Below are 6,712 nucleotides of genomic sequence, written 5' to 3'. Positions count from 1 at the left end.
TGCAGCGAGTTTCCGATATACGGGATTCCCACGACTTTTTCTAAACAACTCAATAAAGACCGATTCAGACGGTGTAAATGCTAGATTAGCAAAGGCGGCACCGTGACTACCTATAATCATCTCAGCTTCTTGAAAAATTTTCACTTGCTCTTCTAAGGAATAATTACCAGGACAAATTGTTTCAAAACCAAACTCCGAAAGCAGTTCTTCAACCTCTACCTCATTGGAGACATATCGTTCTGCCGAATCCCGACGAGACACATAAATGCGTCGCTTTCCTTTAGTAATCGTTTCTGTTAAAAAGTGGTTTCTTAGCCATTCAATGGCTAGAGGAGAAGGGTTACAGGGAGGAGAAAACAACGTTGGTATATGTAGTTTCTCAAACTGATAGACGCCATCATCTAAGAATTGTACTTTATCGAAGTATCCGGTAATCTTTAGGCTATCATAAACATACTTAGCCAGTTTATTTTTGGGCATAATTAAGGGTAAATCCCTTAATCTCTCGTCTTCTTCAACCATTCGGAGTCTTGGCAGGATCTCCACCAGCCAGTGATAATAGTTGTTGAGAGACGGCATCGCCAACAGCACACCTTCTGGCATCTTGGTTTTCTTGGCAAAAGGGATGGTTTCTAAGGCGATCAGATATCGGGGTTCACTGACAAATTTTGAAGTTCCTCGTAAGGCTTCTACAAAAACTTTTCCTTTCCATCGATGTACAGGATAGGGAAAGGATACACAAATATCAGACACTGATATTATTCCGGCAGGATAAGAAGTTTCAGAGGGGGGAGACTCTTTTAACAATTCTCCTTGGGCATCTTTGTTGTAAAAAAGGGGTTTTTTTAATTCCGGATGCTGAAAATGATAAACTATACTTGTCTGGAACTCTTCCGAATTAGGGATTGACCAAGCACTACAGACGTTGGCGAATAGATTTTTAAAGATTTTAGAGTCTTTAATAAAATTTGAAATAGACTTGTAATTCTTTCGGGAGATCAACTTATCCTTAGCAAATAGAGAAAGTTTATTCATATTGAATTTGCCTTGGGGAATAATTCAGGCGTAACAGTTAGATAGACGACTATCTAAGGTATAGTGTGAGAAGATGACTCTACTATACTATCAAATCAATGAGCTGCATTGGGGTAGTCACCATTGGCAGAAACGAGGGACAGCGACTGATCCGTTGCTTGAAATCCGCGATCGCACTCCTTCCCCAAGATACACCCATTATATACGTGGACTCCGGTTCCACGGATGGCAGCGTGGAAGCGGCGGAATCCCTGGGTGTCCAAGTGATCAACCTGGATATGTCCCTCCCGTTTACCATGGCGCGGGGAAGGAATACGGGATTCAGGTATCTAATCGAACACTTCCCCGATATCAACTATGTCCAGTTTATCGACGGCGACTGCGAACTCATCCCCGGCTGGATTGAACAAGCCCAGGAAACCCTAGATAATGATCATAAATTAGCGATCGCCTGTGGACGACGGCGGGAACGATTCCCAGATGCCTCAATCTATAACCGCCTTGCGGATATGGAATGGAACACCCCTGTGGGTGAAGCTAAAGCCTGTGGTGGGGATGCCTTAATCCGCGTTGATGCCATTCGAGAAGTAAACGGCTACAACGACACCCTAATTGGCGGGGAAGAACCGGAAATGTGTATCCGCCTGCGTCAACGGGGCTGGAAAATTCGTCGTATTGATGCCGACATGACGTATCATGATGCGGCAATGCTAAAGTTTAGTCAATGGTGGAAACGCTCTATCCGAGGCGGTTGGGCAATGGCAGAAGGTGCGGCGATGCACGGTAAACCACCAGAACGGTATATGATTCGGGAAAGTCTCAGTGGTTGGATATGGGGACTATTTCTCCCCTTAGTTGCTCTTGGTCTTGCCTGGTTCACATCCGGGCTAAGTCTGCTGCTATTTCTCGGTTATCCCGTCTTAATGGGACGAGTCTATCAATATCGCCGAAACTATGGTGATCCACCAGCCCATGCTCGATTGTACGCCCTGTTCTGTGTCCTCTACAAGTTCCCCCAAGTCATCGGACAGATAAACTATTGGTTAACCCGCTGGCGAGGTAAACCAGCAACGCTGATTGAGTACAAAACGCCAATCATTGAAGGAGTCGAACCTTAATTGGGTTAGGAGTCGGGGAGAATGGCAAATGTAGCAGACACACCATCTAAGGATTTCCAGGATTTCCAATTTTATTCTCATCCCCAACACCAGCAAGATCAGTGGGTCATCAGTGAGGTATTTCCGGGTAAACGCGACGGATTCTTCATCGATGCAGGTGCTGGACCCAATGGGATAAAGTATTCCAATAGCTACGCCTTAGAGAAACAGCTTGGCTGGAACGGTATTTGTATCGAACCCAACCCTAACCGATATCAAAAAGTCCAGCACAACCGTTCCTGCTATGTTGAACCAGTTGCTCTATGGGATGAGTCAACTGAACTACAATTTAACCTGAATCTGGACATACCTGGCACTAGTGGTGTGGTTGAGGAAATGAGTCAGTCCCATCGCCGCCTTTATTACGGGGATCAGGTACGATGTCAAGACATTACTGTCAAAGCCATCCCACTCTCAGACTTACTCAAAAAATATAACGCGCCCCAGTTCATTAACTACCTGAGTATGGATATTGAAGGGGCGGAATATCGGGCTTTACGGAATTTCCCCTTTGATGAATACAGGTTCGGGTGTATGACCATTGAGAAGGGTTCAAAGCATTTGCAGAAACTGCGTCAGCTTCTGCTATCCCAGGGGTACAAGCTGGTTAAAGTTAAAGGAGCAGACGATTACTGGGTTCATTCCAGTTTAGACTATCACTTACCGTTGAGGACAAGACTTGGGGTGACTATGCGACAGTGGGTACAACGGATACGCGCTCTAAGAGCTTGGCGATGAAACTTGTCCACCAGTAAAATGGGATGTTGACTGTTGACTGGCGGGTTGTTTCTGCCACCCTGAACTCCAGATTCAACAAAACCTCGGTAACCAAAGGAGTAGAGTGTTCATGGCGACAGCGCTGAAAGCAGCAGTAATTGGCACAGGGGGAATTTCCAAGGAACATTTAAATTTTCTCCAAAAATCGGAACGGGCGCATCTCGTCGGCGTTTGTGACCTTTCCCCAGCGGCTGCTAACTATGCCTGTCAACGGTTTGGCGCTGACTCGGCTTATTTAGATTATCGCCAGATGTTGGAGAACGCCAAGCCGGATGTGGTTCATGTTCTTACTCCGCCTCAAACCCATAAATCTATTGCTACCGATTGCTTAGAAGCAGGGGTTCACGTTATCTGTGAAAAGCCGATTACACCAACATACGCGGAATTCAAAGAACTGTGGTCAATTTCCCAGAACTGTGAAAGCCACCTAATCGAAGACCAAAACTATCGCTTCAATGAACCCATTCTCGCCATAGAAAAACTGGTTGCAGAAGGAACCCTGGGTGAGGTACAGGAGGTAGAAGTCCGCATGTCCCTGGATATCCGCAGCAATAGTCCCTATGGCGACGCCAATCTCCCGCATCCCGTTCACAAACTTCCCGCTGGCGTGATTCATGATTTCATTACCCACCTCTCCTATCTCGCCCTGCGTTTCCTACCCGATTGTGAACGGGTTAGCGCCGCCTGGAGTAATCATGGCGGTGATAGCTTGTTTAAATACGACGATTTTGACGCCACTATCATTGGCGGTTCAGTACATGGGCGGCTACGATTTAGTTGCTATACCCAACCCGACTGTTTCATGGTTACAGTACGCGGCTCGAAAGGTTATGCTGAAACTGATCTGTTTCAACCGTACCTGCGCTGTGTCGTACCTCGCTCCGGTGGAAAACAACTAACTCCCCTGATTAACCAGTTTGTCAATGGATGGGAATTCATGAGCGCCAGTTTGATCAATTTTCGCCGCAAAATTCTCCAAAAAACGCCCTACGAAGGGTTACAGCGGCTACTTGACCAAACCTATCAGGCGTTAATCGAGGGGAAGCCTTTACCCATCAGTTTCGAGGACATGGAACGGACAAGCCGTCTAGTTGAAGCCTTGCTTGCGGAGGAAAATCGCCGATGAAGTTATTGATCACTGGTGCATCCGGTTTTCTGGGAAAATATATTGTGGCTGCAGCCCTACGCCAAGGGCATCAAGTCCGGGCAGTCGTCCGCCCCGCTAGTGACGAAACCCGTCTACCGTGGCACAATCATCCAGGGGTAGAGTTAGCCCGTATTGATTTGCGTCAACGGCGGGGGATTGCCGATGCACTCCAAAACGTGGACGCGGTGATTCATCTGGCGGCTGTCAAGGAAGGAGATTTCTACACCCAGTTTGCGGGTACAGTTATCGCTACGGAGAACCTGCTGGAGGCGATGACAGAGGCGAATGTGCGGCGACTGATTGGGATTAGTACGTTTTCGGTGTATGACTACCTGCATCGGCGTTCCGGAAGCCTACTGGATGAGGATTCCCCGATTGAACCCAATCCGTTACAACGGGATGAATATGCCCAAACCAAGCTAATCCAGGAACAACTCTTCCGTGAGTTTGAACAGCAGCAGGATGGACAAGTCACCATTATCCGCCCTGGTATGGTGTATGGACGAGATTGTCTCTGGAATGCCAGTCTAGGCGGTCAACTGGGTGAAAATTTATGGCTGCGGATTGGGGCGTATGCGAAAATGCCCTTGACGTATGTGGAAAACTGTGCTGATGCTATAGTGGCAGCGACTGAATACGAGGAGGCGATCAGCCAAACCATCAATATTGTGGACGACAATCTCCCCAGACAGCGTACCTACGCCCATGAACTAATCAAGCGCATGGACTCACCCCCACGCACGATTCCGGTGAACTGGACAGTGATGCGACTGATTGCTAATCTAGCGTGGTTCGTCAACCAGTTCTTTTTCCAGGGTGAAGCCAGACTTCCCGGTATTTTAGTACCCGCCAAATTACATGCTCGGTTTAAGCCATTACGATATAGTAACAAACGGGCGAAGGAAATTTTGCACTGGACGCCCAAATACTCCCTAGAAACCGCGATTGAGCGCAGTTGTAGTGATGTCGAGTTATTAGATGTACCCCATCAGACTCCAGCATCACCCACGCCTGTAGTTCGTAGTTCGTAGTTCGTAGTCAGGGCTTTAGCCTTTCTTCGACACAGGTAATAAATCCCAAGTTACCCTGTGGTGGGCAAGAGCAACCAATGATAATATCAGGATTTCACAAGTGATAAGTCTTGCCCACCCTACAAGTGTCTCTTTGAGAACATAAGCTAACCCAACCCCTCTTTTTTTCATACATGAATCCATGCGAATTGCCTATTTAACCGGGATTTATCCTAGGGCGACTGATACATTCATCCAACGAGAAATCGCTGGCTTGCGAGAGAAAGGTGTAGACGTATCCACCTTCTCGATTCGTCGTCCCGGTGATGAGCAGATTGTCGGTACAGAACAAAAGACTGAGCGTGACCAAACCTTCTACATCTTACCCCCAAACCCGATCGCGCTACTATTTGCCCATATCCGGCTTCTGTTCAGTTCACCGATACGTTATCTCAAGGCATTAAAATTGGCATGGTTAACCAACCAACCAGGTTTACGCGGCACACTCTACCAATTATTCTACTTTGCCGAAGCCGGTCTGCTGGCGCAACAGATTCAGGCAAAACAGATTCAACACCTGCACAACCACCTGGGGGATTCAAGCTGCACCGTAGCCATGCTAGCGGCGGAACTGGGGGGCTTTACATTCAGCTTCACAATGCATGGTCCCTACATCTTCTTTGAACCCTACCGTTGGCGGATTGATCAGAAAATCACGCGATCGCTCTTTGTTATCTGTATCAGTCATTTCTGTCGCAGTCAAGGGATGCTGTTTGCCCCTACTGACACTTGGAATCGCCTGCACATCGTCCACTGTGGGGTTGATCCCGCTTTATTTAACATAGTGTCCCATAACCAATCGGGTAAACGATTGCTGTATGTGGGGCGACTCTCCGCCGCTAAGGGGTTACCTGTCTTACTCGAAAGTCTGGCGGCGTTAAAATCCTCCCAGCCAGAAATTATCCTCACTGTTGTCGGTGATGGTGAGGATCGGGCGGAACTGGAACAGATGACAGCAGGGCTAGAATTGAATGATATTGTAAAATTTGTGGGCTATAAGTCTCAAGCTGAAGTCAGGGAATATATGCAGGAAACCGATGTATTCGTTCTTCCCAGCTTTGCCGAAGGTGTCCCCGTCTCCCTGATGGAAGCCATGGCGGCGGGTGTCCCTGTCGTCACTACCCAAATTGCGGGGGTGAGTGAGTTGGTGGAGAATGGGGTGAGTGGTTATATTGTACCTCCAGGAGATTCTACTACCTTAGCTGAGCGAATTAAAACATTACTCACTGAACCTCAGCTACGTACTCAATTCGGCGCTGCTGGAAGAGAAAAGGTGGAAACAGAATTTAACCTGAATCATGAAGTCGCCCGCTTGTATCGGGTGATGACGGCTGCCCTTGATGGTATAATGGAATCTATCCGTCCAGAGGCTTTTTCATGAACCCTAACCTACTTCGTTGAGGTTAGGGATTGGCAGAGATAACCTGCCAGGAAGTCATGAATAGGGCATGAGTTGGTAGGGGATAATCACTTCCAAGCATTTCTCTAGCTTGGCTTAAATGTAGGTCTAGGAATCTCTAGACACC

The 6,712-nt window shown here is 47.5% G+C and carries 6 protein-coding genes; 5 read left to right on the top strand and 1 reads right to left on the bottom strand.

Annotation, left to right across the window (positions count from 1 at the left end):
- The coding region (locus RIC07_RS28780; protein ID WP_446397507.1) for a glycosyltransferase family 61 protein at nucleotides 1-1,035 on the bottom strand (1,035 nt) is incomplete at its 3' end.
- Between the two features lie 98 nt (nucleotides 1,036-1,133).
- On the opposite strand from RIC07_RS28780, the gene RIC07_RS28775 reads away from it, so the two are divergent.
- The 5 genes from RIC07_RS28775 to RIC07_RS28755 all read left to right on the top strand — a co-directional run bounded on the left by RIC07_RS28775 (nucleotide 1,134) and on the right by RIC07_RS28755 (nucleotide 6,567).
- Nucleotides 1,134-2,153, top strand: a complete 1,020-nt coding sequence (locus RIC07_RS28775; protein WP_446397506.1) for a glycosyltransferase family 2 protein — start codon at nucleotides 1,134-1,136, stop codon at nucleotides 2,151-2,153.
- 21 nt (nucleotides 2,154-2,174) lie between these two features.
- Entirely contained in the window at nucleotides 2,175-2,930 is a 756-nt protein-coding gene (locus RIC07_RS28770) for an FkbM family methyltransferase (RefSeq protein WP_446397505.1), read from the top strand.
- 109 nt (nucleotides 2,931-3,039) lie between these two features.
- A complete protein-coding gene (locus RIC07_RS28765; RefSeq protein ID WP_446397504.1) occupies nucleotides 3,040-4,095 on the top strand; it encodes a Gfo/Idh/MocA family protein in 1,056 nt (351 codons plus the stop codon).
- Entirely contained in the window at nucleotides 4,092-5,147 is a 1,056-nt protein-coding gene (locus tag RIC07_RS28760) for an NAD-dependent epimerase/dehydratase family protein (RefSeq protein WP_446397503.1), read from the top strand. The genes RIC07_RS28765 and RIC07_RS28760 overlap by 4 nt, the downstream gene beginning before the upstream one ends.
- A gap of 181 nt (nucleotides 5,148-5,328) precedes the next feature.
- Nucleotides 5,329-6,567 (top strand): glycosyltransferase family 4 protein, encoded by a 1,239-nt coding sequence (locus RIC07_RS28755; protein WP_446397502.1) that lies wholly within the window; start codon nucleotides 5,329-5,331, stop codon nucleotides 6,565-6,567.
- Nucleotides 6,568-6,712 lie beyond the last annotated feature (145 nt).

It is taken from the genome of Coleofasciculus sp. E1-EBD-02, assembly GCF_040218245.1.
Lineage (GTDB): Bacteria > Cyanobacteriota > Cyanobacteriia > Cyanobacteriales > Coleofasciculaceae > Coleofasciculus.
The sequence above is the reverse complement of the archived record's forward strand: the minus strand, read 5'-3'. Positions and strand labels throughout refer to the sequence as shown.

What these genes read in the sequence shown, in the direction of transcription:
- RIC07_RS28775 (WP_446397506.1), top strand. Translation starts at nt 1,134, where the DNA reads ATGAGCTGCATTGGGGTAGTCACCATTGGCAGAAACGAGGGACAGCGA.
- RIC07_RS28760 (WP_446397503.1), top strand. Translation starts at nt 4,092, where the DNA reads ATGAAGTTATTGATCACTGGTGCATCCGGTTTTCTGGGAAAATATATT.
- RIC07_RS28755 (WP_446397502.1), top strand. Translation starts at nt 5,329, where the DNA reads ATGCGAATTGCCTATTTAACCGGGATTTATCCTAGGGCGACTGATACA.
- RIC07_RS28770 (WP_446397505.1), top strand. Translation starts at nt 2,175, where the DNA reads ATGGCAAATGTAGCAGACACACCATCTAAGGATTTCCAGGATTTCCAA.
- RIC07_RS28765 (WP_446397504.1), top strand. Translation starts at nt 3,040, where the DNA reads ATGGCGACAGCGCTGAAAGCAGCAGTAATTGGCACAGGGGGAATTTCC.